Source organism: Pseudomonas putida, assembly GCA_029953615.1.
Classification (GTDB): domain Bacteria; phylum Pseudomonadota; class Gammaproteobacteria; order Pseudomonadales; family Pseudomonadaceae; genus Aquipseudomonas.
Genome location: CP124529.1, coordinates 1,960,665 through 1,984,510 on the forward strand (window position 1 = coordinate 1,960,665; position 23,846 = coordinate 1,984,510).

22 protein-coding genes are annotated in these 23,846 nt (G+C 64.1%); 10 read left to right on the forward strand and 12 right to left on the reverse strand.

Going from position 1 to position 23,846, the window contains the following annotated elements:
- Positions 1-40: 40 nt before the first annotated feature.
- The 7 genes from QIY50_08950 to pilM form a co-directional block, all read right to left on the reverse strand.
- The gene (locus tag QIY50_08950) at positions 41-1,669 is read right to left on the reverse strand and encodes an SPOR domain-containing protein (protein WGV22284.1); all 1,629 of its coding nucleotides are present in this window, start codon (positions 1,667-1,669) and stop codon (positions 41-43) included.
- A 15-nt stretch (positions 1,670-1,684) separates the two neighbouring features.
- Positions 1,685-2,782, reverse strand: a complete 1,098-nt coding sequence (gene aroB, locus QIY50_08955) for a 3-dehydroquinate synthase (GenBank protein ID WGV22285.1) — start codon at positions 2,780-2,782, stop codon at positions 1,685-1,687.
- A gap of 96 nt (positions 2,783-2,878) precedes the next feature.
- Positions 2,879-3,397 (reverse strand): shikimate kinase AroK, encoded by a 519-nt coding sequence (aroK, locus tag QIY50_08960; GenBank protein ID WGV22286.1) that lies wholly within the window; start codon positions 3,395-3,397, stop codon positions 2,879-2,881.
- 4 nt (positions 3,398-3,401) lie between these two features.
- On the reverse strand, positions 3,402-4,670 hold the full coding sequence (locus tag QIY50_08965; protein WGV22287.1) for a secretin N-terminal domain-containing protein: 1,269 nt from the start codon (positions 4,668-4,670) through the stop codon (positions 3,402-3,404).
- Positions 4,594-5,595 (reverse strand): pilus assembly protein PilP, encoded by a 1,002-nt coding sequence (locus QIY50_08970; GenBank protein ID WGV23025.1) that lies wholly within the window; start codon positions 5,593-5,595, stop codon positions 4,594-4,596. Before QIY50_08970 ends, QIY50_08965 begins: the two co-directional genes overlap by 77 nt.
- An 11-nt stretch (positions 5,596-5,606) precedes the next feature.
- The gene (locus tag QIY50_08975) at positions 5,607-6,143 is read right to left on the reverse strand and encodes a PilN domain-containing protein (GenBank protein ID WGV22288.1); all 537 of its coding nucleotides are present in this window, start codon (positions 6,141-6,143) and stop codon (positions 5,607-5,609) included.
- Positions 6,140-7,018 carry a pilus assembly protein PilM gene (gene pilM / locus QIY50_08980; protein ID WGV22289.1) on the reverse strand — a complete coding sequence of 293 codons (879 nt, stop codon included), beginning with the start codon at positions 7,016-7,018 and terminating at the stop codon, positions 6,140-6,142. Before pilM ends, QIY50_08975 begins: the two co-directional genes overlap by 4 nt.
- 178 nt (positions 7,019-7,196) lie before the next feature.
- On the opposite strand from pilM, the gene QIY50_08985 reads away from it, so the two are divergent.
- Entirely contained in the window at positions 7,197-9,650 is a 2,454-nt protein-coding gene (locus tag QIY50_08985) for a penicillin-binding protein 1A (protein ID WGV22290.1), read from the forward strand.
- 188 nt (positions 9,651-9,838) lie between these two features.
- On the opposite strand, the gene QIY50_08990 is transcribed toward QIY50_08985, so the two are convergent.
- The 3 genes from QIY50_08990 to rpmE all read right to left on the reverse strand — a co-directional run bounded on the left by QIY50_08990 (position 9,839) and on the right by rpmE (position 12,325).
- Positions 9,839-11,107 carry a malic enzyme-like NAD(P)-binding protein gene (locus tag QIY50_08990; protein ID WGV22291.1) on the reverse strand — a complete coding sequence of 423 codons (1,269 nt, stop codon included), beginning with the start codon at positions 11,105-11,107 and terminating at the stop codon, positions 9,839-9,841.
- 184 nt (positions 11,108-11,291) lie between these two features.
- Entirely contained in the window at positions 11,292-12,107 is an 816-nt protein-coding gene (locus QIY50_08995) for a thermonuclease family protein (protein ID WGV22292.1), read from the reverse strand.
- Positions 12,108-12,109: 2 nt separating this feature from the next.
- Positions 12,110-12,325, reverse strand: a complete 216-nt coding sequence (gene rpmE / locus QIY50_09000) for a 50S ribosomal protein L31 (GenBank protein ID WGV22293.1) — start codon at positions 12,323-12,325, stop codon at positions 12,110-12,112.
- 167 nt (positions 12,326-12,492) lie between these two features.
- On the opposite strand from rpmE, the gene QIY50_09005 reads away from it, so the two are divergent.
- The 3 genes from QIY50_09005 (at position 12,493) to QIY50_09015 (ending at position 17,357) form a co-directional block, all read left to right on the forward strand.
- Positions 12,493-14,712: a primosomal protein N' gene (locus QIY50_09005; protein ID WGV22294.1), complete on the forward strand. Its 2,220-nt coding sequence runs from the start codon at positions 12,493-12,495 to the stop codon at positions 14,710-14,712.
- Positions 14,713-14,920: 208 nt separating this feature from the next.
- The gene (gene argS, locus QIY50_09010) at positions 14,921-16,657 is read left to right on the forward strand and encodes an arginine--tRNA ligase (GenBank protein ID WGV22295.1); all 1,737 of its coding nucleotides are present in this window, start codon (positions 14,921-14,923) and stop codon (positions 16,655-16,657) included.
- Between the two features lies 1 nt (position 16,658).
- Positions 16,659-17,357 (forward strand): SPOR domain-containing protein, encoded by a 699-nt coding sequence (locus tag QIY50_09015; protein ID WGV22296.1) that lies wholly within the window; start codon positions 16,659-16,661, stop codon positions 17,355-17,357.
- Positions 17,358-17,414: 57 nt separating this feature from the next.
- Here the strand turns inward: QIY50_09015 and QIY50_09020 are convergent, their stop codons facing one another.
- Positions 17,415-17,834, reverse strand: a complete 420-nt coding sequence (locus QIY50_09020) for a TM2 domain-containing protein (GenBank protein ID WGV22297.1) — start codon at positions 17,832-17,834, stop codon at positions 17,415-17,417.
- Positions 17,835-18,000: 166 nt separating this feature from the next.
- On the opposite strand from QIY50_09020, the gene QIY50_09025 reads away from it, so the two are divergent.
- The gene (locus QIY50_09025; protein WGV22298.1) at positions 18,001-18,630 is read left to right on the forward strand and encodes a C40 family peptidase; all 630 of its coding nucleotides are present in this window, start codon (positions 18,001-18,003) and stop codon (positions 18,628-18,630) included.
- 127 nt (positions 18,631-18,757) lie between these two features.
- Here QIY50_09025 and QIY50_09030 read toward each other — a convergent pair whose 3' ends face one another.
- Positions 18,758-19,756, reverse strand: a complete 999-nt coding sequence (locus QIY50_09030; GenBank protein WGV22299.1) for a PilT/PilU family type 4a pilus ATPase — start codon at positions 19,754-19,756, stop codon at positions 18,758-18,760.
- Between the two features lie 65 nt (positions 19,757-19,821).
- Between QIY50_09030 and QIY50_09035 the strand changes: the two genes are divergently transcribed.
- From QIY50_09035 to metW, 5 genes are all read left to right on the forward strand, one after another.
- Entirely contained in the window at positions 19,822-20,508 is a 687-nt protein-coding gene (locus QIY50_09035) for a YggS family pyridoxal phosphate-dependent enzyme (GenBank protein ID WGV22300.1), read from the forward strand.
- A gap of 38 nt (positions 20,509-20,546) precedes the next feature.
- Entirely contained in the window at positions 20,547-21,365 is an 819-nt protein-coding gene (proC, locus tag QIY50_09040; protein ID WGV22301.1) for a pyrroline-5-carboxylate reductase, read from the forward strand.
- Positions 21,366-21,375: 10 nt separating this feature from the next.
- Positions 21,376-21,966 carry a YggT family protein gene (locus QIY50_09045; protein WGV22302.1) on the forward strand — a complete coding sequence of 197 codons (591 nt, stop codon included), beginning with the start codon at positions 21,376-21,378 and terminating at the stop codon, positions 21,964-21,966.
- A gap of 99 nt (positions 21,967-22,065) precedes the next feature.
- On the forward strand, positions 22,066-23,205 hold the full coding sequence (locus tag QIY50_09050; protein ID WGV22303.1) for a homoserine O-acetyltransferase: 1,140 nt from the start codon (positions 22,066-22,068) through the stop codon (positions 23,203-23,205).
- Positions 23,206-23,212: 7 nt separating this feature from the next.
- On the forward strand, positions 23,213-23,833 hold the full coding sequence (gene metW / locus QIY50_09055) for a methionine biosynthesis protein MetW (protein ID WGV22304.1): 621 nt from the start codon (positions 23,213-23,215) through the stop codon (positions 23,831-23,833).
- The last annotated feature ends 13 nt before the right edge of the window (positions 23,834-23,846 follow it).

Sequence of the window (23,846 nt, forward strand, 5' to 3'; positions counted from 1 at the left end):
TCAGCAACTGGGCGGCGGGGGTGATGCCGCCCGGCAGGTATCAGCGGGCCGAGGCCAGCTCTTGTTGGACGCTGGCGACGGTACGTGGCCAAGGTTTACCAGCCTGGACCTTCGCTGGCAAGTTCTTGATTGCCGCAACCGCTGCGTCGCGGTTGGCGAAGTTGCCGTAAGTGACTACGTACAGCGGCTTGCCCTGCAGGTTTTTCTTGAAGTAGCGATAGTCGCCACCTTGGGCCTTGACGAAGGCCTGGGCCGAAGCCTCGGAGCTGGTACCCAGGATTTGCACCACGTAATTGCCAGGTTTCTGCCCGGCGTACCAGCCGCTGTTGCCGCTGCCACCAGCTGCTGGCTTGTCGGCGGGCTTGGCGGCCGGCTTGGCCACGGCGACCTGGGTCGGTGCAGGTGCAGGCTTGGCAGGCGCTACCGGCTTGGCAGGCTGGGTTGCAACAGGTTTTGGCGCAGGCGCTACCGGCTGTGGCTGCACCGGCTGGGCTGGCGCTGTGGCTACTGACTGGGCAGGTACCGGTGCCGGGCCCGCCGGCACACCTTGCGGCGGCGCGATGGTGGTCACGGTTGGCGGTGGGTTGCCTGGCTGCAGGGCAGTATCACCGGCCGGGCTGCCCTCTTCACCCTCGCCCATGCCCGCGGCCTGGGCCAGCGGCTCGCGCATCACCGGCTGCGACTGGCCAACCAGCGGTAGCGGCATCGGCTGGGACGACCCCGAGAACTCGATGGCCGGGTTGCCACCATTGGCCTGGCCCTCGCCAAGCGGCAGCTGGGCCTGGGCAGCCGGCACTTCGGCAGGCGCCTTGTCACCTTTCTTCGGCATCAACACCGCGGCCGCAACCGCGACCACAACCACAGCGGACAGCGCGAGCACATGTTTTTTAGGCATCTTGAACCCCATGGATGGTCGCTTGGCCGTCGAGCGGCTGGCGATCATGGCTTCGATCAAAGTGTCACGGGCGACCTGGTTGATGTTGCCAGGCCAGCCGTCGGAGTTTTCATGGATATCGACGATCTGTTCACGGCTGAACACCTCGATGCCCCGGCCAGCACCTTCCAGGCGCTGCTCCAGGTACTCGCGGGTCTCTTCTTCACTGTAGGGGGCGAGCTCAATGATGTGGAAGCGCTCTTCCTCGACATTGATCTCCTCCAGCCCGGCAATCAGAGACGGCTCACCGAACAGGAACACATGCGGGCGACCTTCCGGTAAACCCGCCGCCAATTCCAGCAACGCTTGGAGTGCCGACTCGTCGAGTTGTTCCGCATCGTCCACCAGCAAATACACTTCCTGGCCGGTCAGTGCCAGTTGCACCACCTTGGCCAGGATTGCCTGCACTTCGGCCTGGGCCACATCCAGGTTCTGCGCGACCTGGCTCAGTACGCTGGCGGCATCGCTGGCGCCACGGGCGGACACCACCACGCTCTGCACCGCCTGCTTGTTGGTGCTGGCCACCAGGGCCTGGCGCAGCAGGGTCTTGCCGCTGCCCAGCGGGCCGCTGACAACCAGCATCAGCTGGCTGTAGCGCGCCAGGTGGTGCAGTTGGCCGAGCACGGGCTTGCGCTGGGCCGGGAAGAACTTGAAGCCGGGCACGCGGGGCGCGAACGGATCGTGGCTCAACTGGTAATGGTCGAGAAAGGCCTCATCGGCATGCAAACTGGTCATTGCGCTGTCACAACCTCAAAGCTGGGCCACGATCGCGCGGTAATCCGCCGACAACGTGGCCTGTAGAATCTCTTTCGGATAGTCGTCGGTCACCACGGCCTCGCCCATCTGGCGCAGCAGCACCAGACGCAGACGGCCGTCGAGCACTTTTTTGTCGACCGCCATGTGTTCCATGAAATGCGCCGGGGTCATTTCCTGTGGTGGCACCACCGGCAAACCTGCGTCCTGCAACAGGCGGATTCCGCGATCGCGCTCGGCCTGCTCGATCCAGCCAAGGCGCATGGACATCTCCAGGGCCATTACCGTGCCCGCCGCCACGGCTTCGCCGTGCAGCCACACGCCATAGCCCATATGGGTCTCGATGGCATGCCCGAAGGTATGCCCCAGGTTCAATGTGGCGCGCACGCCAGATTCGCGCTCGTCGGCACCCACCACCGCGGCCTTGGCCGCGCAAGAGCGGCGGATGGCCTCGGTCAGCGCCACAGGGTCGAGGGCACGCAGCGCCTGCATATTGTCCTCGAGCCAGGCGAGAAACGGCTTGTCACAGATCAGGCCGTACTTGATCACTTCGGCCAGGCCTGCGGACAACTCGCGCGCCGGCAGGGTCTTGAGACTGGTGGTGTCGATCAGCACCGCATTGGGCTGGTAGAAGGCACCAACCATGTTCTTGCCCAGCGGGTGATTGATGCCGGTCTTGCCGCCGACCGAAGAGTCGACCTGAGACAGCAGGGTGGTCGGCACCTGGATAAAGTCGACGCCGCGCTGGTAACAGGCGGCAGCGAAACCGGCCATGTCACCGATCACGCCGCCGCCCAGGGCGACCACGGTGGTGCGGCGGTCGTGCCGTGCCGTCAGCAGGCCATCGAAGATCAGTTGCAGGGTTTCCCAGTTCTTGTGGGCCTCGCCATCTGGCAATACCACCGGCAGCACCGAATAGGCACCCAGGGTCTTGCTCAGGCGTTCGAGATACAGGGGCGCGACGGTCTCGTTGGAAACGATGGCAACCTGCCGCCCGGCGATGTGCGGCGCCAGCAGCTCGGGCTGGTCCAGCAGGCCTTCGCCAATGTAGATCGGGTAGCTACGCTCGCCCAGGTCGACCTTTAGTGTCTGCATGTATCCCCACAATGTACTTGGACGCGGTGCCGTTCAGGCACCCGCGCGGTAACGTTGAACCTCGCCTCGGCGCTGGTGGCCGAGAATAGTCCCGGGCTAACGGGGCGGCAACTGCTGCAAGCGCTCGAGAATATCGATCACCACCATGCGTGGCGGCCGCTCGTCGGTTTCCACCACCAGGTCGGCGATCTCGCGGTAGAGCGGGTCGCGGGTTTCCAGCAGGGCGCGCAAGGTCGCCTCGGGATTGGCGGTGCGCAGCAAGGGACGATTGCGATCGCGGGCGGTGCGGCCAACCTGCTGTTCCACCGAAGCATGCAGGTAGATAACCCGGCCACCCTGGTGCAGGGCCTTGCGGTTGGCTTCGCGCATCACCGCACCACCGCCGGTCGCCAGGACCACGCCGTCGAGTGCGCACAGCTCGGCGATCATCGCCTGTTCGCGGTCACGGAAACCCGGCTCGCCTTCCTTGTCGAAAATCCACGGGATGTTGGCGCCGCATCGCAGTTCGATTTCCTTGTCGGAATCCTTGAACAGCAGGCGCAGCTCTTTGGCCAATAGGCGTCCGATGGTGCTTTTACCAGCGCCCATGGGTCCCACAAGTATCAAATTTCGCACAGAATCAACGACTCACAGCAATCGCCTGGTCACTCATGATACGCGGAGTCAGGAAGACCAGCAGCTCGGATTTTTTCTCTTGTAATGCATCGCGTCGAAACAGCCGCCCAACATACGGCAGATCGCCGAAAAATGGCACCTTGTCGACCACATTGTTTTGCGAAGTCGAGTACACGCCACCGATCACGATGGTTTCGCCGTCCGCCACGCGAACCTTGGCATTGACCTCGTTCTTGCGAATCGGCGGTACGTTGTTCAAGGCATTGACGTAATCCGGCTCGTCCTTGGTCACCCTGACGGTCATGATCACCTTGTTGTCCGGAGTGATCTGCGGGGTCACTTCCAGCGACAGCGAGGCTTCGCGGAACGCGACCGAGGTGGCGCCACTCTTGCTGGTTTCCTGGTACGGCACCTCGGTGCCCTTGAGGATCCTGGCCGTTTCCTTGTCGGCGGTGACTACCTTGGGCTGCGAGATGATTTCACCATTGCCGCTCTTTTCCATGGCGCTGAGCTCCAGGTCGAGCAGCACGCCGCCGCGCAGCAGGCCCAGGCCGATGCTGCTGCCCACGCGCTCCACTCCAAGGTCGACGAACAACTCCTTGCCCGGCCGCGGGGCTTCAACGTACAGAGGCCCACCCCAACGTACCCCCAGGCTTTTCTCGTAATCGACGTTGGCCTCGACGATACGCGCCTCTATTGTCACCTGCCGCACTGGCACGTCCAGCTGCGCCACCAGTTGCCGCAACTCGGCGAGGCGGTCGGCGGGCTGGTATGCCACCAGGGTATTGGTGCGTTCATCGACACTCAGGCTACCCCGCCCGGTGAGAATACCGTCATCCGCCAGGCTCGCCAGCAGCAACTCCGCCATTTCGGCGGCCTTGGCGTGATGGATGGGCAACAGTTCCCGACGCAACGGTTGCACCTGCGCATCCAGCGCCTGGCCCACACGTGCATTGGCAGACTGAGCGGCAAACTCGGCCGCAGGCGCCACCAACAGCACATTACCCTCCTGGCGCCGGGCCAGGCCCTTGCTGCGCAGTACCAGGTCCAGCGCCTGGCCCCATGGCACATCCTCCAGGCGCAAGGTGACGCTACCCTGCACAGCATCGCTGGCGACCAGGTTGACGCCGGCATAGTCAGCCAGCACCTGCAGCACCGAACGCACTTCCACATCCTGGAAGTTCAACGACAGCGGTTCACCCTGACAAGGCATCGCCAGCGCCAGCGGGATCGGCAGCAACGCTGCCAGTGCCCATTTTTTCAATGTTTTCATCGTGGTCCGGGGCCTCCTTGCCCAGGCGCTTTGCGAGGGTGATGAACGCCGTGCGCTCGTGCCACTCCCCAGCCATGAACAGCCGCTCGCGTACTTCGACCTGGCGTTGATCAACCCTTGCCACCACCCCCAGATCACGCCCGACCCGGTCCCCAGGACGTACGCGATAGAGCCTGCCAGCCGCCAACAGCAGTGCTTCGTGCACCGCCCCACGCGACAGGCTGCCGACCATCTCCAGTTGTGCCAACGGCACACTGGCCAGCCGGGCCCCCATCAATCGCGTCGCCCCAGGGTCGAACGGGTCGACAGTGGGCGCTGCCGTCACGCCCCTGGCCGGCGTTTGCGCAAGCACAGCAGCCGTCGGTGTGGGCGCCAGCGCCTCATAGGCATCAACCTGCAACCGCAGGCGCAACAGGCCAGGCTGACCAACGGCTGCCGCCAGCTGCAGGTCACCGCTGCGCAGCACCCGCGCCTGGCCCAACCAGTCGCCCAGCCACTGGCGCAGGGCCACGTAACGCCCCACCACCTGCAGCTCCAGCGGCACCTTGCGCAAACCGGCCTGCTGTTCGCCTTCATGCACATCGAACCGCTCGATGAGCAAACCATGCGCATGCGCCGAAGCCGCCAGGCGCTCAAGTAGCTCGCTCATGCCCTCCCCGGCCGCCAGGTGCCAGTGCGCCTCCTGCAAGCGTTGCTCGGCCATGGCCACGGACGCCTGGAGCTGCTCACGTTCGGCCTGCTGCAACGCGCTGGCTGCCTGCTGTTCGTTCAGCTGGGTGTGCCGGGTCTTCTCGAGCGCCTGCTGCTGCAAAACCACCGGCAGACGTATCGCGCAGCCCAAGCCGAACAACGCCACTGCCACCAGCACCGGCGCCAGTTGCCTGAAGCGTGAGGAGCGCTCGGCCACAGCCAGCCAGCCGAGCACCTGTGCAGCATTCACGACCAGAACGCCGAAACGCGCGCGTCCAGCAGGAATTCGTCGCCGCCCGGCAGGCTCCTGATACGCTTGAGCTGCAGATCGAGCAACGCATTCGAGCGACCCAGGTCACGCATGAACTGCGCGACCACGGCACCGGACGTGGCCAGCCCGGTCATTTGCAGCCGGCCATTTTCCAGACGGAGGTCGAGTAGCTGTACCCCCACTGGCAACGCCCTCTCGAGGTCGGCGAACACCCCGGTCAGCACATCCTGATGGGCGCGCAGGCCTTCCAGCGCCGCCGTGCGGGCCAGCAGTGCCTCGTGCTGTGCACGCACCTCGGCCAGCGGCTGCAATTGCTCGCCAAACACTGCAAGGGCTGCCTGGCGCTGGGCATTGGCCAGCGCCTGCTGCTGCCCGCGCTGGCGAGCCAACTGGTCGACCAGCGTCACGGCACACAAGGCCAGCAGCACACCAGCGACCAGTTGCCTGCGAAAACACCGCAACGCCGCCTGGCGCTGCCGTTCGCGCCAGGGCAGAAGGTTCAGCCGCATCATTGGCGCAACCCTCCAAGCGCCAGGGCGCATGCCAGGATCATCGCGCCATCGACCTGCTCCAGGCCCGCCAGGTCGGGCAGCGGGCGACACGGCAGGTTCAACTGCGAACCGAGGCTCTGCAACCGGCAGGGTTCGATCGGTGAACAGCTGGCGATCAACAGGCAATCGGGCAAAGGTTCACCGGCAAGCAGGGCCGGCAGGCGCTCCGGCAGCGCCGCCGTTATCGCCGCCATCCCCAGGCTCAGCTCACGCCGTTGCGGCTGGCCCGTCTGCCAGCTGTAGAGGGTGGTGCCATGCGTCTCGATACGCAGCAGCGCCGCCGCTTGCTGACTGCCCTGCGGCAGCATGCGCCCCAAGGCAATGCTGTCGACTTCCACGGCCTCCAGTTGCAACCCGGCCGCCTCGACGACGCCTGCAAGTGGTGCCAGCGCACGCTGCCGACATGCAGCCACCATCACCTCGGAACAGCCTGGCTGGACACGGGAGGCCCCCATGACCTGAAAATCCAGCGCCAGGTCTTCCAGCGGAAACGGGAACAGCCGTTCGGCGTCAGCCAGCAGTTGCGCCTCCATTTCTGCCCCGCCCTGTTCCGCTGGCAAGTGGCACAGCTTGCAGATCACCTGGCTGGCCGGCAGTGCCAGCGCTACGCGGCGCTGCCTGAGGCCGCTGCGTCGGTAGGCACGCTTAAGGGCTGCCACCACGGCGGCCGGCTCTGCCGCCCAGTCACTACCAGCCGGCGATTCGAACGGTTCTTGTACCGCGGCAAGCACCCGGCAGCGTCGGTTACGCCGCTGCAGTTGCACCATCCGAACGTTGTCAGGGGCAATTTCCAGCCCCACGAGTGAACCGGCATCCTTGCCGAAGCGTCCTAGCATCGTGACATCCTTGCTGTCTGTCTCAACCCCGCGCCAACACTGGGCCACGCTGGCCCATCGAGGCGACGGGCAGCCTGACCGGTAACCCGGAGAGGCGAAAAAATGCTTATAATGCCCAGCGTTTTCTGGTCCGCCGGACCTGCGCGCAATCCACTCCCAACCTGGACACCGAAAAGCCTTGATACGCCTGCTGAAGTTCTTCTGGTGGTCTTCCGTCGCAGTCATCTGCGCGCTCGTACTCGGTGTGAGCGGTGCGTTTCTGTATCTTAGCCCCAGCCTGCCCTCGGTCGAATCGCTCAGAAGCATCCAGTTGCAGATCCCCCTAAGGGTGTACAGCAGCGACGGCAAGCTGATTGCCGAGTTCGGCGAAATGCGTCGCTCGCCAATCCGTTTCGCGGAAATTCCCCCACAGTTCATCCAGGCGCTTCTGTCGGCCGAGGATGACAACTTCCTCAACCACTATGGTGTCGACCCCAGCAGCCTGATGCGCGCCGCGACCCAGCTGGTGAAAACCGGGCATATCCAGACCGGCGGCAGTACCATCACCATGCAGGTGGCGAAGAACTTCTTCCTTACCAGCGAACGCAGCTTCTCGCGCAAGACCAACGAAATCCTGCTGGCCCTGCAGATCGAGCGTGAGCTGACCAAGGACGAGATCCTCGAGCTGTACGTGAACAAGATCTACCTGGGCAACCGCGCCTACGGTATCGACGCCGCCGCGCAGGTGTACTACGGCAAGTCGATCCGCGACGTGAGCCTGGCGCAGATGGCGATGATCGCCGGCCTGCCCAAGGCACCCTCGCGCTTCAACCCGCTGGCCAACCCGGTGCGCGCGAAAGAGCGCCGCGACTGGATCCTTGGCCGCATGTACAAGCTGGGTAAGATCGACGAAGCCAGCTACCAGGCAGCCCTTGCCGAACCGCTCAACGCCAGCTACCACGTGCCCACACCTGAGGTGAATGCACCTTACATCGCCGAAATGGCCCGCGCCGAAATGGTCGGCCGCTACGGCAGCGACGCCTACACCGAAGGTTTCCGCGTTACCACCACTGTGCCCAGCGACATGCAGGAAATGGCCAACAAGGCCATCCTCAACGGCCTCTCCGCCTACGATGAGCGCCACGGCTACCGCGGCCCCGAAGCACGTTTCCCGGGCCGCACCCAGGCGGCCTGGCTGCAGGAACTGGGCAAGCAGCGCAGCCTTGGCGGCCTGGAGCCGGCAATCGTCACCCAGGTCGAGAAAACCGGCCTCAAGGTGCTGACCCGCAGTGGCCAGGAAGAGATGGTGGCCTGGGACACCATGAAATGGGCGCGCCCGTTCATCAACAGTAACGCCCAGGGCCGTGCGCCGCAGTCACCGGCAGACGTGGCCCAGGTCGGCGACCTGGTACGCCTGCAGCGCCTGGAGGATGGCAAGCTCAAGTTCAGCCAGGTACCAGGGGCACAGAGTGCACTGGTCACCCTTGACCCGTACAACGGCGCCATCCGCGCCCTGGTCGGCGGTTTCTCGTTCGAGCAGAGCAACTACAACCGTGCCATGCAGGCCAAGCGCCAGCCGGGCTCGAGCTTCAAGCCATTCGTCTACAGTGCCGCCCTGGACAGTGGCTATACCGCATCCAGCCTGGTCAACGACGCGCCAATCGTGTTTGTCGACGAGTACCTGGACAAGGTCTGGCGACCGAAGAACGACACCAATACCTTCCTTGGCCCGATCCGCATGCGCGAAGCGTTGTACAAGTCGCGCAACCTGGTGTCGATCCGCCTGCTGCAGGCCATGGGCGTGGACCGCACCATCGACTACATCGCCAAGTTCGGCTTCAACAAACAGGACCTGCCACGTAACCTGTCGCTGGCACTGGGCACCGCTACCCTGACCCCGATGGAGATCGCAACCGGCTGGAGCACCTTTGCCAACGGCGGCTACAAGATCACCCCGTACCTGATCGAGCGCATCGAAAGCCGTAGCGGCGAGACGCTGTTCACTGCCAACCCGGCCCGGGTACCGCAAGGTGTCGAGGACCAGGCGGGCCTGGCAGCGCCCGAACAGCCGATCAGCACCGCCGCCATGCCGGGCGAGGCACCCGCTGCCTTCAGCCAGGTGGCGTCGGCACCGCAGGCGCCGGCCGTGGCCGAGCAGATCATCGACGGGCGCACCACCTACATCCTCACCAGCATGCTGCAGGACGTGATCAAGCGTGGCACCGGCCGCCGGGCACTGGCCCTGGGCCGTACCGATCTGGCAGGCAAGACCGGTACCACCAACGAGTCCAAGGACGCCTGGTTCTCCGGCTACAACGCTGACTACGTGACCACCGTGTGGGTCGGTTTTGATCAGCCCGAAACCCTGGGCCGCCGCGAGTATGGCGGCACCGTGGCACTGCCGATCTGGATGAGTTTCATGGGCGCGGCGCTCAAGGACAAGCCTATGCATGCACCGGCCGAGCCGGAAGGCATCCTCAGCCTGCGCGTCGATCCGGTCAGCGGCCGTGCCGCTTCGCCGAGCACGCCGAATGCCTACTTCGAGCTGTTCAAGGCCGAAGACTCGCCGCCGTCGGTGGACGAACTGGGCACTGGCGCAGCACCGGGCAGCCCGTTGCCGGCGGATGAAGCGGCGCCGATGGATCTGTTCTAAGGGCCCTCGAAGGCAACACCGACCTGTGGGAGCGGGCATGCCCGCGAACACCGGCGCAGCCGGTGCCAGCCTCCGCGCTGAGTTCTTCGCGGGCATGCCCGCTCCCACAGAGGCCGCGCCAATCCCACCGGCAAACAAAAAGCCCCGGCTCATACGAGCCGGGGCTTTTTTGTGTCGCCAGGCAGCAATCAGCCGTTGAACACGTCATCCACGCTGGTCAGCGGGTAGTGCTTCGGATACGGCAGGGTAGCCACGCCGGATTCGATGGCGGCCTTGGCCACAGCGTCGGAAACGACGGTGATCAGACGGGCGTCCAGCGGCTTCGGAATGATGTACTCACGACCGAACTCCAGGCCCTCGACGCCGTAGGCTTCGCAGACTTCCTTCGGAACCGGCAGCTTGGCCAGGTCTTTCAGGGCGACGGCGGCGGCGATTTTCATTTCTTCGTTGATGCGCTTGGCGCGTACGTCCAGGGCACCACGGAAGATGAACGGGAAGCCCAGTACGTTGTTGACCTGGTTCGGGTAGTCGGAACGACCGGTAGCCATGATCACGTCGCTGCGAGTGGCGTGCGCCAGCTCTGGCGAGATTTCCGGGTCCGGGTTCGAGCAGGCGAACACGATCGGGTTGGCAGCCATCGACTTCAGGCCTTCGGCGCTCAGCAGGTTCGGGCCGGACAGGCCTACGAACACGTCAGCACCGTCGAGGGCGTCAGCCAGGGTGCGCTTGTCGGTAGCATGGGCGAACTGCGCCTTGTACTGGTTCAGGTCGTCACGGCCAGCGTGGATCACGCCGCTGCGGTCGATCATGTAGATGTTTTCGACCTTGGCACCCATGCTCACCAGCAGCTTCATGCAGGAAATGGCTGCAGCGCCGGCCCCCAGGCAGACGATCTTGGCGTCTTCCAGCTTCTTGCCGGCGATTTCCAGGGCGTTGATCATACCGGCCGCGGTCACGATGGCGGTGCCGTGCTGGTCATCGTGGAATACCGGGATGTCGCACTGTTCGATCAGGGTGCGTTCGATTTCGAAGCACTCAGGCGCCTTGATGTCTTCGAGGTTGATGCCACCGAAGGTGATCGAGATGCGGCGAACGGTGTCGATGAACGCTTGCGGGCTTTCCGACTCGACTTCGATGTCGAATACGTCGATACCGGCGAAACGCTTGAACAGAACACCCTTGCCTTCCATGACCGGCTTGGAAGCCAGTGGGCCGAGGTCGCCCAGACCGAGGATGGCGGTGCCATCGGAAATCACCGCAACCAGGTTGCCCTTGCCGGTGTATTTGTAAGCCAGCTCTGGATCACGGCCAATTTCACGCACCGGCTCAGCAACACCTGGGCTGTAGGCCAGGGCGAGGTCACGGGCGGTGGCAGTGGGCTTGGAGAGCTCGACGCTCAGTTTCCCCGGACGAGGTTGAGCGTGGTATTCGAGAGCGGCGGTTTTCAGGTCTGACATGGTGGGCATTCCGCTATTTACTGTTCTGACGGACCGCCGAGGATACGCAAAGAGCCGGGGAGTCACAAGACTGGTCGGTCACTTGTGTCAAGGCCTTTAGCCTACGACTTTACGCTATAACCCACGGGGGCATACGGCTCACAGTGTGTACAATCTGATAGCGAAATGTCTACATCTTTTGGCCTTAAATACGTTCCAACATGCTCGGATCGGTCAATGGCAACACCCAGCGTCGCTGCCCAGGCTTGAGGCCGCCCTTGCGGGAACGATCCAGCACCCAGCCGCGCGCTTCGACCTGGCGTCCCTTGAGGTTATCGAAGAAGCTGGCGGGAAAGTTGCGTTGCAGACGAGCGGGAACCTGCAACACCACGGCACTGTCCAGGGTCAGCCAAACCCCACCACGGTTGCGCTCTATGCCCTCTATGCGCCCCCCGACAACAGCAAAACCCGACTGCCTGACATCAGCCGCACGCACCACCGGCGAACGGCGCCACAAACCGGCGCCGGCCTTGCGCGCCGCTTGTTCAGCAAGTTGCTGGCAACCGCTGAGGCGCACGTTGGGGGCCACGGCAACCCGGTAGCCCAAGCCCTCGCTGAGCAGTTGTGCTTCCAGATTGTCGCCATTACGGCCATAGATATGCGCCAGTGCGCGGCCGTATTTGTCTTTGGCCTCGATACCCGGCACCAGCCCGACACGCCCGTCACTGGCCTTGACCAACGCCTGCAAACGCCGCCTGGCGGCCTCGGCGTAGGGCTCGCTAGTGCGCCCGTTACGGCCGATTTCCGGGGTATTGATGCCAATCAGGCGCACGCTGCGGCCATCGACCAGGCGCAAGGTATCGCCATCCACCACCTGGCGCACCGCCACCTGCTGCGGGCGGTCCGGTAACGGGCAGAACGCCAGTGCAGGGAAGTGCCAGATGACGCCCATAAAAAAGGCGCCCACAAGGGGCGCCTTTTTTTGCAGCAATGCGAAACCCGAGGGGTTCGCCATGCGCATGATTACTTCTTGGTACCGAACATGCCGAAGCGATCGGCGAACTTCTGTACGCGACCACCGGTGTCCAGGACTTTCTGCTTACCGGTGTAGAACGGGTGGCACAGGTTGCAAACGTCGATCGCCAGGGTGCTGCCCAGGGTCGAACGGGTTTCAAACTTGTTGCCGCAGCTGCAGGTGACTGCAACTACTTCGTAGTTCGGATGAATATCTGCTTTCATGGTCACTTCCTCGAGCTGCGTGCCGCCACCCAACACCAATTGTTGAATACCGCACGTAATTAGGCGGCGAATAATACCAGAGCATCACGCCAACGCAAGTTGTCGCTTGCACCGACCGTCGTCTGCTAGGCTCGCCAGTCTTTGAAACGCCCTCCGAGACTATCCGCGTGTCCGACGTCATCCTGCGCCTTGCCCTGCCCTCTCCGCTGCGTCGCCTGTTCGACTACAAGGCGCCGGCAAGCATGGCACGCCAGGCCTTGACCCCGGGCATGCGCATTCGCGTGCCGTTCGGCCGCCGCGAAATGATCGGCGTGCTGGTGGAAGTGTGCGAGCAGAGCGAAGTGCCCGCCGACAAGCTCAAGCCGGCCAGCGCCCTGCTCGACCCGGTATCGCCGATCCCGCCGTCGCTGTTCAAGTTGTGCCTGTGGACCGCCCAGTACTACCAGCACAGCCTGGGCGACACCCTGAGCTGGGCCCTGCCCACGCTGCTGCGCCAGGGCGAACCCGCCGAGATGCGCCAGGAGCGCTTCTGGCATGTCGCCCCCGGCGCCCGCCTGGAAGACCCGCGCATCGCCCGGGCACCGCGCCAGCGCGATGCCCTCAAGACCCTGGCCCAGCACCCGCACGGCGTGGCCCACAGCCTGCTGGCCAAGCTCAACCTGAACAAGGACAGCCTCGACCTGCTGCTGGCCAAGGACCTGGTGCAGATCGAGGTCCGCCGTCACCTGCCAGCGATACGCCACGAACACTGGCTGGCTCAGCCGGAACTGCCACTCAACGAAGAGCAGCGCGATGCCTTCGACGCCGTGCGCGAAGGCTTTGGCAGCTTTGGCGCCTTCCTGCTGGCCGGCGTCACCGGCAGCGGCAAGACCGAGGTCTACCTGCAGCTGATCCGCGAAACCCTGGAAGCCGGCAAGCAGGCCCTGGTGCTGATCCCGGAAATCAACCTCGGTCCGCAGACCCTGGCCCGCTTCGAACAGCGCTTCAACGCCCGCATCGCCCTGCTGCATTCGGCGGTAAATGATCGCGAACGCCTGGATGCCTGGCTGGCCGCCCGCGACGGAGAGGCTGACATCATCATCGGCACCCGCTCGGCGCTGTTCACGCCGATGAAAAACCCCGGCCTGATCATCATCGACGAGGAACACGACGGCTCCTATAAACAGCAGGAAGGCCTGCGCTACCACGCCCGCGACCTGGCGCTGGTACGTGCCCATCAGGAAAACATCCCGATTTTGCTCGGCTCGGCCACCCCATCGCTGGAAACCCTGCACAACGCCCTGAGCGGCCGCTACCGCCTGCTGCGCATGAATCAGCGGGCTGGCGGCGCCCGCCCGCCGCGCATGCTGCGCCTGGATGTGAAGAGCCTGCCGCTGGACAGCGGCATCAGCGGGCCGTTGCAGCAGGCCATCCGTCAAACCCTGGAGGCGGGCCAGCAAGTGCTGGTGTTCCTCAACCGCCGCGGCTTCGCCCCGACCTTGCTGTGCCACGATTGCGGCTGGCTGTCCGAGTGCCCGCGCTGCGATGCGCGCATGACCGTGCACCAGCGCTCCGGCGTGCTGCGCTGCCACCATTGCGGCTATGACGAGCGCCTGCCCCAGCAGTGCCCGCAGTGCAACCACGTTGACCTGCGCCCGGTCGGCGCCGGTACCGAGCGCGCCGAGGAACGCCTGAAAGTGCTGTTCCCGGATTACCCGATCCTGCGCGTGGACCGCGACAGCACGGCGCGCAAGGACGCCATGCACAACCTGTTCAGCACCATCCAGCGTGGCCAGCCGAGCATCCTTGTCGGCACCCAGATGCTCGCCAAGGGCCACCACTTCCCGAGGGTGACCCTGGTGGCCATCCTCGATGCCGATGGCGGGCTGTTCTCCGGCGACTTCCGCGCCAGCGAACGCATGGCACAGCTGATCGTGCAGGTTGCCGGGCGGGCCGGGCGCGCCGAGGAGCCCGGCAAGGTCATCATCCAGACCCACCTGGCCGACCATCCGCTGCTGGTGCAGCTTACCGAGCAGGGCTACTTCGCTTTCGCCGAGCAGGCCCTGGACGAACGCCGCGCCGCCGGGCTGCCGCCTTACTCGCACCTGGCACTGCTGCGCGCCGAAGCGCACAAGCCCGGGCAAGCCGAAGCTTTCCTCGACGAGGCTTGCGCCGCCGCCGAGCGCCTGGTGGCCCAACAGCGCCTGCCGGGCATTGAACTGCTGGGGCCGGTTCCGGCACCGATGGAGCGCCGCGCCGGGCGCTTCCGCGCGCAACTGTTGATACAGGCCAATACGCGGGCGCCTTTGCATCGACTGATCAGCGCCTGGTTGCTAGTGTTGGAGCAGATGCCGAGCGGGCGCCAGGTGCGCTGGTCGCTGGATGTCGACCCGGTAGACCTGTATTGATTTCAGGGGCTGCTTTGCAGCCCATAGCGACACAAGGCCGCTTGTAGGAGCGGCCTTGTGTCGCGAAAGGGCCGCAGAGCGGCCCCGGCATTCTGAAGGCAGGCAAGCCCCAAAGGTTGGCAACCCGCCCTCAGCCACGGATAATGCCCAGTTTTTCCACCTGCGCATCCAAGCGCTCCACCGCGCTTGCGGTCGAAAAGAGATCCCCATGAAAGACACCATTCGCCAGCTGATCCAGCAAGCCCTCACCCAACTCGTCATCGACGGTGTGCTGCCTGAAGGGCTGTCGCCGGCGATCCAGGTGGAAAACGCCCGGGACAAGACCCACGGCGACTTCGCCAGCAACATCGCCATGATGCTGGCCAAGCCGGCAGGCATGAAGCCGCGCGACCTGGCCGAAAAACTGATCGATGCCCTGCCGGCCAGCGCCGACATCAGCAAGGTCGAGATCGCCGGCCCGGGCTTCCTCAACTTCTTCCAGAACACCGACGCGCTGGCCAACCGCCTGGATGCCGCACTGGCCGACGCACGCCTGGGCGCGCGCAAAGCCGGCCCTGCGCAAAAGGTGGTGATCGACATGTCGGCCCCCAACCTGGCCAAGGAGATGCATGTCGGCCACCTGCGTTCGACCATCATCGGCGACAGCGTGGCGCGCGTGCTGGAGTTCCTCGGCGATGATGTGATCCGTCAGAACCACGTGGGCGACTGGGGCACCCAGTTCGGCATGCTGCTGGCATACCTGGAAGAAAACCCGATTACCAGCGACGAGCTGTCGGACCTGGAAAACTTCTATCGTGCCGCCAAGAAGCGCTTTGACGAATCCGAAGAATTCGCCACCCGCGCCCGCGGCCTGGTGGTCAAGCTGCAGGCCGGCGACCCGGACTGCATGGCCCTGTGGACGCGCTTCAAGGACATTTCGCTGTCGCACTGCCAGAAGACCTACGAGCTGCTCAACGTCAAGCTGACCATGGCCGACGTGATGGGTGAAAGCGCTTACAACGACGACCTGGCCAACGTGGTCGCCGACCTCAAGGCCAAGGGCCTGCTGGTAGAAGACCAGGGCGCCCAGTGCGTGTTCCTCGACGAATTCAAGAACAGTGAAGGCGAACCACTGCCGGTGATCGTGCAGAAGGCTGACGGCGGCTACCTGTACGCCACCACCGACCTGGCCGCCGTGCGCTACCGCAGCAACGTGCTCAAGGCCGACCGCGCCCTGTACTTCGTCGACCAGCGCCAGGCCCTGCACTTCAACCAGGTGTTCGAAGTTGCACGCCGCGCAGGTTTCGTCGGCCACCCGATGCAGATGGAGCACATGGGCTTCGGCACCATGAACGGCGCCGACGGCCGCCCGTTCAAGACCCGTGACGGCGGCACCGTGAAGCTGATCGACCTGCTCACCGAGGCCAAGGAGCGCGCCTACGCGCTGGTCAAGGAAAAGAACCCGAGCCTGGCCGATGAAGAACTGCGCCACATTGGTGAAGTGGTGGGCATTGGCGCGGTGAAGTACGCCGACCTGTCCAAGCACCGCACCAGCGACTACAGCTTCAACTTCGAGCTGATGCTCAACTTCGAAGGCAATACCGCACCTTACCTGCTATACGCCTACACCCGCGTGGCCGGCGTATTCCGCAAACTGGGCAAGGGCTTCGATGAAGTCGAAGGCAACATCGTGCTGCAGGCTGCCCACGAGCAGGACCTGGCCGCACGCCTGGCGCAGTTTGGCGAAATCCTCAACAACGTCGCCGACAAGGGCACGCCGCACGTGCTGTGCAGTTACCTGTACGACCTGGCCGGCCTGTTCTCCAGCTTTTATGAGAACTGCCCGATTCTTGCCGCCGAAACCCCGCAGCAGCAGCAGAGCCGCCTGCGCCTGGCGGCCCTGACCGGCCGCACCCTCAAGCAAGGTCTGGAACTGCTCGGCCTGGAAACCCTGGAGCGCATGTAAGTTGGCTGCCAAGAAAAAACCCGCACCCAAACGCGGCGCCAGCCGCCAGACGGCGCCGGCCAAGCAGCCGATCCCCGGTTGGGTATGGCTGGCGGTCGGCCTCACAGTAGGCGCGTTCATCGTGTTCCTGATGAAGCTCGAGCCCGGTGGCGAAGACATCAAGCGCACCAAGCCCGAGCAGCAGAAGGCGGAGAAAGTGGCTGAAGCCGGCAAGCCGGCACAGGCTACCCCACAGCAGCCAGTAAAGCCGAAGTACGACTTCTACACACTGCTGCCAGAGTCCGAGGTGATCGTGCCGCCAGAGGCCGTTCCAGAGAAGACGCCACCCGTCCCGGCCCAGCCAGTGACCCCGGTGACACCGGCCGAAGCGGCGAAGATCGACACGGCGCGAGCCCAGGCAGCATTGATGGGGCAGACCCCGCCACCGGCACCGCCGGTAATCAAACCGGCGGCGACCACCCAGTTCTTCCTGCAAGCAGGCTCGTTCCGCAAGCAGGCCGATGCCGACAAAGTACGCGCGCAGATCATTCTGCTGGGCCAGGCGGTGAAGGTAGAGTCAGGCACGGTCAAGGACGAAACCTGGTACCGCGTACTGGTGGGCCCGTTCAGCAATCGCGAGCAGCTGACCGGGGCGCAGAAGCAACTGGCCGGTGCAGGTTTCAGCAACCTGTTGCTGCAACAGCGGCAAACCCGTCAGTAACCTGCATTTGCGGCCCTCTGGGAGCGGCCTTGTGTCGCTCCCACAAAGGGCTGCGCGTCAACCCCGCCCCGCATTCCGCTCGGAAACCTGGCTGTTCAGCGTCCAGAAGTCATACAGCACCCCCACCAGGAACAGCCCGCCGGTAAAGAAGTAGATGACCGCGGTCACCCACTTGCCCTGATACAGCCGGTGCAGGCCAAACACACCGAGGAAGGTCAGCAGGATCCAGGCGATGTTGTAGTCAATCCGCCCGGACTGGAACCTAAGGTCGGCTTCACGGTCCATGGCCGGGATCAGAAACAGGTCGATCAACCAGCCGATACCCAGCAGGCCCAGGGTGAAGAACCAGATGGTGCCAGTTACCGGCTTGCCGTAATAGAAACGGTGCGATCCGGTAAAGCCGAAAATCCATAGCAGATAGCCAATGGTCTTGCTATGGGTGTCGTGAAATGGCGCCCCTTGTTGATAACTGTTCATTCATAGCCCTCGTGGGTTATCCGAAAATTTTCTAAAAAAAAATGTGACTTTCTTGTCGCAGGCCGACGTACGGCACCTGGGCAATCGACCAACGGATCAAAGATTGATCAAAAAGCTGTTATAAAGTTGCGCGCCCAACACATAACTATTCATAAGAGCTTCATCTATGCCGCCTTTACTCAAGACATGGCTGACCCTCTGCCTATTATTGCCCCTGGCCGCCCACGCCACCAATCGTGAGCAACGTCTTCCCAATGGTTTCACCGGCTATACCACCAACGCCTCGGTGAGACACGCACCGGTCAAACAGACCGCGCTGCGCACCCGCCCAAGCAATGCTGCCAGCAGCAGCCGCGGCATGCCGGTCGCTGCCATGTCGCCGAAGCAGAGCAGCGATGTGCTCAGCCGTGCGGTGAATGTGCTCGGCACCCCTTATGTATGGGGCGGCAGCAGCCCGAAGAAAGGCTTCGACTGCAGCGGACTGGTCAAATATGCCTTCAACGACGTCGCCGACGTCGACCTGCCGCGCACCTCCAATGCCATGGCTCAGGGCCATGGTGTGAAGGTGGCCCAGGATGACCTGAAACCGGGTGACCTGATCTTCTTCAACATCAAGAGCCGCCGGGTGAACCATGTTGCCATCTACCTGGGCAACGACCGCTTCATCCATGCGCCACGCCGTGGCAAGCGGGTGAGCATCGACACCCTGAGCAAGCCTTACTGGCAGAAGCATTACGTAGTAGCCAAGCGAGTGTTGCCAAAAGAACAGCAGCAACTGAACCTGGCCAAGCGCTGATCTGATCGTCGCTCTCCTGTATCGGCCTCTTCGCGGGCACGCCCGCTCCCACAGGTACCGCGTCGCTCTCGCGGGCACCGCCATACCTGTGGGAGCGGGCGTGCCCGCGAAGGGGCCGGTACAGCCACTACAAGTCCTCAATCAGCCCTCGCTCCCTCAGTCCTCGCATCGCCCCCTCCATCGTCCGCATCCCGTCCGCACCACCCGCCTGCATCACCGAACACAACTGCGCCATCCGCCCTTCCCGAATCAGGTTACGCACCGCTGGCGTAACCACCAGCACCTCACGCGCCGCAACCCGCCCTCCACCCGCACGCCTGACCAATATTTGCGCCACCACCAGGCGCAACGACTCGGCCAGCATCGCCCGCACCAGCGGCTTCTCTTCGGCAGCAAACACCTCCACCAACCGGTCAACGCTGTTCACCGCCGAACGCGTATGCACGGTCGCCAGCACCAGGTGCCCGGTCTCCGCCGCGCGCAAGGCCAGGCGAATGGTTTCCAGGTCGCGCAGCTCCCCGATCATGATCACATCCGGGTCCTGACGCAGGGCACTGCGCAGCCCTTGGGCAAACCCGCCGCAATGGCGACCGATCTCACGCTGGTTGACCAGGCTGCGCTGGCTGCTATGGATAACTTCGACAGGGTCTTCGAGGGTGATGATATGCAGTGCCCGCTCACGGCTCAGCTGGTCGAGCAGCGTCGCCAGGGTGCTGGACTTGCCGCTGCCGGTCGGCCCACCCACGAGTATCAAGCCATCGCTGCCCTGCGCAACAGCTTGAAACACATCCCCTAGGTCGAGTTCATCGAGCGTGGCGATACGCCCCGGGATCAGGCGAAAGGTGGCAGCCGGCCCCTGCAACTGGCGAAACAGGTTCAGCCGAAAGCGCCCCAGTGCCGGCAATTCCAGCGCCAGGTCCAGTTCATCTCCCTGGGTCCACTGTCGGCGCTGGGCTTCATCCAGCATGGGTGCCATGCCCTCGATCAAGGCGTCCGGGCTCAAGGTCGGCAGAGCCATGCGCTGCAACTCGCCATCCAGGCGCAACATCGGTATCTGGCCCGCCGCCAGATGCAGGTCGGAAGCCCCCGCATCCACGGCCCGGGCCAACAGGTCGGTCACATCCATGAGACTCCCCAAAGGCCTTCAAGTAGGTAGAATGCCGCAAACCCCACAGCCGCCGGCATCAATCCATGTCCACCCTAGCAGACAACCTTTCCGCTATTTCCGCCCGTATCGCCAGCGCTGCCCAGGCTGCCGGGCGTGATCCGGCCAGTGTCCAGTTGCTGGCCGTGAGCAAGACCAAGCCAGCCAGCGCCATCCGCGAGATCCACGCCGCCGGTGTTTGCGATGTCGGGGAAAACTACCTACAGGAAGCGCTGACAAAGCAGCAGGCACTCAGTGACCTGCCCTTGATCTGGCACTTCATCGGCCCCATTCAGTCGAACAAGACCAAAGCCATCGCCGAGCATTTCGCCTGGGTACATTCCGTGGACCGCCTGAAAATCGCCCAACGCCTCTCGGAGCAGCGCCCGGCCGGGTTGGCACCACTGAACATCTGCCTGCAGGTGAACGTCAGCGGCGAAGACAGCAAGTCTGGTTGCGCCCCCGCCGACCTGCCAGCCCTGGCCAAGGCGGTAGCCGCGCTGCCCAACCTGCGCCTGCGCGGGCTGATGGCAATCCCCGAACCTACCGATGACCGCGCCGCGCAGGAAGCCGCCTTCGCCACCCTGCGCCAGTTGCAGGAGGGCCTTGGCCTTGGCCTGGACACCCTGTCCATGGGCATGAGCCACGACCTGGAAGCTGCCATTGCACAGGGTGCGACCTGGATACGTATCGGTACCGCCCTGTTCGGCGCCCGCGACTACGGGCAGCCCTGATTCCATGCTTTACTCACTCTTTCCCACAAGGACCTGACATGAGCAAGACTCGTATTGCCTTTATCGGCGCCGGCAACATGGCCGCCAGCCTGATCGGTGGTCTGCGTGCCCAGGGCCTGGACGCCTCGCAGATCCGCGCCAGCGACCCGGGCGCCGAGACCCGCAGCCGCATCCAGGCCGAGCACGGCATCGAAACCTTCGAGAACAACGCCCAGGCCATCGATGGCGCCGACGTCATCGTCCTGGCGGTCAAGCCGCAGGTCATGAAAGCGGTATGCCAGGCCCTGCAACCGAACCTGCAGGATGGCCAGCTGCTCGTTTCCATTGCCGCCGGCATCACCTGCGCCAGCCTGCAAAGCTGGGTCGGCGCTCGCCCGGTGGTGCGCTGCATGCCCAACACCCCGGCACTGCTGCGCCAGGGCGTCAGCGGCCTGTACGCCACCGCAGAGGTTACTGCCGACCAGCGCCAGCAAGCCGAGCAACTGCTGTCGGCCGTGGGCACCGCCCTGTGGCTGCAGCAGGAGCAGCAACTGGACGCCGTGACTGCCGTCTCCGGCAGCGGCCCGGCGTATTTCTTCCTGCTGATCGAAGCCATGACCGCGGCGGGCGAAAAGCTTGGCCTGCCACGTGAAACCGCTTCCCAGCTGACCTTGCAGACAGCCCTGGGCGCCGCGCGCATGGCGGTTGCCAGCGATGTCGACGCTGCCGAACTTCGCCGCCGCGTCACCTCGCCTGCCGGCACCACCGAGGCGGCGATCAAGTCGTTCCAGGCCAGCGGCTTCGAAGCTATCGTCGAACAGGCGCTGCAAGCTGCGGCCACACGTTCCGCCGAGCTGGCCGAACAACTGGGCAAATAAGGAGCCTTAGATGAATGCACTGTCCGGCGCCGCGATCTTCGTGGTGCAAACCCTGGTCAGCCTGTACCTGGTGATCGTCCTGCTGCGCTTCGTCCTGCAGCTGGTCAAAGCCAACTTCTACAACCCGCTGTGCCAGTTCGCCGTGCGCGCCACGCAGCCGCTGCTAAAGCCGATTCGCCGGGTCATCCCCAGTGTTGGTGGGCTGGATACCTCGTCGCTGCTGTTGTCAGTGGTCATCCAGGCGCTGCTGATGGCGTTCGTGCTGATGGTCACCTACGGCACCTTCGGTGACATCCTGCACCTGCTGATGTGGGCGATCATTGGTATCACCTCGCTGTTCCTGAAGATTTTCTGGGTGGCGATGATCGTCATGGTGATCGTTTCATGGGTGGCCCCCAACAGCCACAACCCGGCGGCCGAACTGGCCTACCAGATCAGCGAACCGGTGCTGGCGCCGTTCCGCCGCATCGTGCCCAACCTGGGCGGCATGGACATCTCGCCGATCTTCGCCTTCCTCGCGATCCAGGTCATCCAGTCGTTCGTCATGCCGCCGCTGGCCGCCTACGCCGGCATGCCGCAAGAGCTGTGGCGGATGATCTGAGCCTAACCTGACCTTGGTTGCTTCCAGTGGCAAGCCTTTGCTTGCCGCTGGGGGTAGCGCTCTTTAGACTTACGCCTCCGTCAAGCGTGAGCAGGGTCGATGTCCACAGTCTTTCCCGAAGATTCCGTCGGTCTGGTAGTACCGCAAACCGCCCGGTTCGATGAACCGCTGGCCCTGGCTTGTGGCCGCTCCCTGGCCAGTTATGAACTGGTCTACGAGACCTATGGCACCCTGAACGCCAGCGCGAGCAACGCCGTGCTGATCTGCCATGCCCTCTCCGGCCACCACCATGCCGCTGGCTACCATGCCGCCACCGACCGCAAGCCGGGCTGGTGGGACAGCTGCATCGGCCCTGGCAAGCCGATCGACACCAACCGCTTCTTCGTGGTCAGCCTGAACAACCTGGGCGGCTGCAACGGCAGCACCGGCCCCAGCAGCGTCAACCCGGCCACCGGCAAGCCCTATGGCGCCGACTTCCCGGTGCTGACCGTGGAAGACTGGGTACACAGCCAGGTGCGCCTGGCCGAGCGCCTGGGCATCCAGCAGTGGGCTGCGGTGGTCGGTGGCAGCCTGGGTGGCATGCAGGCGCTGCAGTGGACCATCAGCTACCCCGAACGCGTACGCCATTGCGTCGACATTGCCTCGGCGCCCAAACTGTCGGCACAGAACATCGCCTTCAACGAAGTGGCACGCCAGGCGATCCTCACCGACCCCGAATTCCACGGTGGTTCGTTCCAGGACCAGGGCGTGATCCCCAAGCGCGGCCTGATGCTGGCGCGCATGGTCGGCCACATCACCTATCTGTCGGACGACTCGATGGGTGAAAAATTCGGCCGTGAGCTGAAGAGCGACAAGCTCAACTACGACTTCCACAGCGTCGAATTCCAGGTCGAGAGCTACCTGCGCTACCAGGGTGAGGAGTTTTCCGGGCGCTTCGACGCCAACACCTACCTGCTGATGACCAAGGCGCTGGACTACTTCGACCCCGCCGCCGCCCAGGGCGGCGACCTGGCGGCCACACTGGCCCACGTCAAGGCGGATTACTGCATCATGTCGTTCACCACCGACTGGCGCTTCTCCCCGGCCCGTTCGCGCGAGATCGTCGACGCCCTGATGGCCGCGCGCAAGAACGTCTGCTACCTGGAGATCGACTCGCCTTACGGGCACGATGCCTTCTTGATCCCCACGCCTCGCTACATGCAGGGTTTCTCGAACTACATGAACCGCATTACCATCTGAGGGCAGCATGAGAGCCGATCTGGAAATCATCCACGACTGGATCCCCGCCGGCAGCCGGGTACTCGACCTGGGCTGCGGCAGCGGCGAACTGCTGGCCTCGCTGCGCGACCGCAAGCAGGTCACCGGCTATGGCCTGGAGATCGATGCCGACAACATCGCCGCCTGCGTGGCCAAGGGCGTCAACGTCATCGAGCAGGACCTGGACAAGGGCCTGGGCAACTTCGCCAGCAACAGTTTCGACGTGGTGATCATGACCCAGGCCCTGCAGGCCGTGGAGTACCCCGACCGCATCCTCGACGAGATGCTGCGCGTGGGCCGCCAGTGCATCATCACCTTCCCCAACTTCGGCCACTGGCGTTGCCGCTGGTACCTGGCGACCAAAGGCCGCATGCCGGTATCGGACTTCATGCCATACACCTGGTACAACACGCCGAACATCCACTTCTGCACCTTCGCCGACTTCGAAGAGCTGTGCCACGAGCGCCGCGCCAAGGTGCTCGACCGCCTGGCCGTCGACCACTTGCACCGCAACGGGTGGGGTGGCCGGCTTTGGCCTAATCTTCTAGGTGAGATCGGCATCTACCGCGTCAGCAGCCCGGGCCTGCAAGAACATCAGCTCGCGGTCTGACGCCCAGCGGAGG

What these genes read in the sequence shown, in the direction of transcription:
- QIY50_08950 (WGV22284.1), bottom strand. Translation starts at nt 1,669, where the DNA reads ATGACCAGTTTGCATGCCGATGAGGCCTTTCTCGACCATTACCAGTTG.
- aroB (WGV22285.1), bottom strand. Translation starts at nt 2,782, where the DNA reads ATGCAGACACTAAAGGTCGACCTGGGCGAGCGTAGCTACCCGATCTAC.
- QIY50_08965 (WGV22287.1), bottom strand. Translation starts at nt 4,670, where the DNA reads ATGAAAACATTGAAAAAATGGGCACTGGCAGCGTTGCTGCCGATCCCG.
- QIY50_08975 (WGV22288.1), bottom strand. Translation starts at nt 6,143, where the DNA reads ATGATGCGGCTGAACCTTCTGCCCTGGCGCGAACGGCAGCGCCAGGCG.
- pilM (WGV22289.1), bottom strand. Translation starts at nt 7,018, where the DNA reads ATGCTAGGACGCTTCGGCAAGGATGCCGGTTCACTCGTGGGGCTGGAA.
- QIY50_08990 (WGV22291.1), bottom strand. Translation starts at nt 11,107, where the DNA reads ATGTCAGACCTGAAAACCGCCGCTCTCGAATACCACGCTCAACCTCGT.
- QIY50_08995 (WGV22292.1), bottom strand. Translation starts at nt 12,107, where the DNA reads ATGCGCATGGCGAACCCCTCGGGTTTCGCATTGCTGCAAAAAAAGGCG.
- rpmE (WGV22293.1), bottom strand. Translation starts at nt 12,325, where the DNA reads ATGAAAGCAGATATTCATCCGAACTACGAAGTAGTTGCAGTCACCTGC.
- argS (WGV22295.1), top strand. Translation starts at nt 14,921, where the DNA reads ATGAAAGACACCATTCGCCAGCTGATCCAGCAAGCCCTCACCCAACTC.
- QIY50_09020 (WGV22297.1), bottom strand. Translation starts at nt 17,834, where the DNA reads ATGAACAGTTATCAACAAGGGGCGCCATTTCACGACACCCATAGCAAG.
- QIY50_09025 (WGV22298.1), top strand. Translation starts at nt 18,001, where the DNA reads ATGCCGCCTTTACTCAAGACATGGCTGACCCTCTGCCTATTATTGCCC.
- QIY50_09030 (WGV22299.1), bottom strand. Translation starts at nt 19,756, where the DNA reads ATGGATGTGACCGACCTGTTGGCCCGGGCCGTGGATGCGGGGGCTTCC.
- QIY50_09035 (WGV22300.1), top strand. Translation starts at nt 19,822, where the DNA reads ATGTCCACCCTAGCAGACAACCTTTCCGCTATTTCCGCCCGTATCGCC.
- proC (WGV22301.1), top strand. Translation starts at nt 20,547, where the DNA reads ATGAGCAAGACTCGTATTGCCTTTATCGGCGCCGGCAACATGGCCGCC.
- QIY50_09045 (WGV22302.1), top strand. Translation starts at nt 21,376, where the DNA reads ATGAATGCACTGTCCGGCGCCGCGATCTTCGTGGTGCAAACCCTGGTC.
- QIY50_09050 (WGV22303.1), top strand. Translation starts at nt 22,066, where the DNA reads ATGTCCACAGTCTTTCCCGAAGATTCCGTCGGTCTGGTAGTACCGCAA.
- metW (WGV22304.1), top strand. Translation starts at nt 23,213, where the DNA reads ATGAGAGCCGATCTGGAAATCATCCACGACTGGATCCCCGCCGGCAGC.